This is a genomic window from Candidatus Rhabdochlamydia sp. W815 (assembly GCF_018642185.1).
GTDB classification, from domain to species: domain Bacteria; phylum Chlamydiota; class Chlamydiia; order Chlamydiales; family Rhabdochlamydiaceae; genus Rhabdochlamydia; species Rhabdochlamydia oedothoracis.
The window spans coordinates 1-1,393 of sequence record NZ_JAAVTY010000181.1 but is presented as its reverse complement, the minus strand read 5'-3'; the positions used below and the strand labels follow the sequence as shown (position 1 = coordinate 1,393).

Annotated in this window: 1 protein-coding gene; it reads right to left on the bottom strand. The window is 29.0% G+C overall.

Features of this window, described 5'->3' with window-relative positions:
- Positions 1–1,099: hypothetical protein (locus RHOW815_RS08095; RefSeq protein WP_215217782.1), on the bottom strand; the 1,099-nt coding region annotated here is incomplete at its 3' end.
- Positions 1,100–1,393: the final 294 nt, after the last annotated feature.

Here is a 1,393-nt window from a genome sequence, read left to right as displayed (position 1 = left end):
AAGACTTATTACATAACTGATTTTCTTCTATGCAATTATCCTTTGTAGTTCTTAATACTGAAACTCTTTTTCTTAAATCATTGTAATGATTAATGAGATCATTATATTCTTGGTCTTTACTTAATTTTATCTCTGTACATCTAGATCTCTCATCTTTCAAATTATTTCTATATTGATGAGTCAAACGGTTAATCTCTTCCTCTTTAATTGATGTTATGTTAAGTTTTTCTTCTTTACAAGTAACTAAGGAATTTTCACAAGCATTAGATCTTGTATGTCTTGCATGAGTACGCTTTGACCGTGGAATATTTCTATACTTTGGATCTCTAAGCGCAATTCTAATTTGTACCTCATGCACTCTAGCTATTGTTCGATTTGAAGAAAATATATTGGTAGCATTCCTTACATTCATTGGAGATTCATTTGAAAATTGATTTAATCTACTCCAACGCTCTTCTAATTGAGCAATCTTGCTTTCTTTTTCTTTTAAAGACTTATTACATAACTGATTTTCTTCTATGCAATTATCCTTTGTAGTTCTTAATACTGAAACTCTTTTTCTTAAATCATTGTAATGATTAATGAGATTATTATATTCTTGGTCTTTACTTAATTTTATCTCTCTACATCTAGATCTCTCATCTTTCAAATTATTTATATATTGATGAGTCAAACGGTTAATCTCTTCCTCCATAGTTGATGTTATGTTAAGTTTTTCTTCTTTACAAGTAACTAAGGAATTTTCACAAGCATTTCTTTCAGGGATTAGATCATCAAATGGTATATCAATAGATCTTCTATGTCTTGCATGAATACGCTTTGACCGTGGAATATTTCCATACTTTGGATCTGTAAACCCATTTCCAATTTTCACCTTAGTCACTCTATCTATTGTTCGATTTGAAGAAAATATATTGGCAGCATTCTTTACATTCATTGGAGATTCATTTGAAAATGGCAATATAGAATTTATTAGACTATTATTAGACAAGTAATCTTGTGCTTGTGTGAGATTTAAAGGAAGTATACTAGTATTATTCCCTATATTAAATGGAGTTAGAGATCCATTGATTGCTATACTTGAATTGATAAAGCTCATTTTTATTTCCTAAGATTAAATTATTCAACTTTTTAAAAAACAAGAATACGAAGACTTATTTATTGCAAAATTTCGCGAAAATAAATACCCTAATAACGCTGAAGTTATTCTTTTGCAAAGAAATACATTATCTTGAATTTTGTGCATACATAAATTGTCAAAATCTTTCGACTATAGTGGTTCCGATTCAATCGTATAGAAAAATATTTTGTTTTGTGTTAAGCTATTGAGTATGAAAAAACTGACCCCTAGCCAGAGAGCTGACTTAGAACACAAGTTAAAGCATCCAAAAGA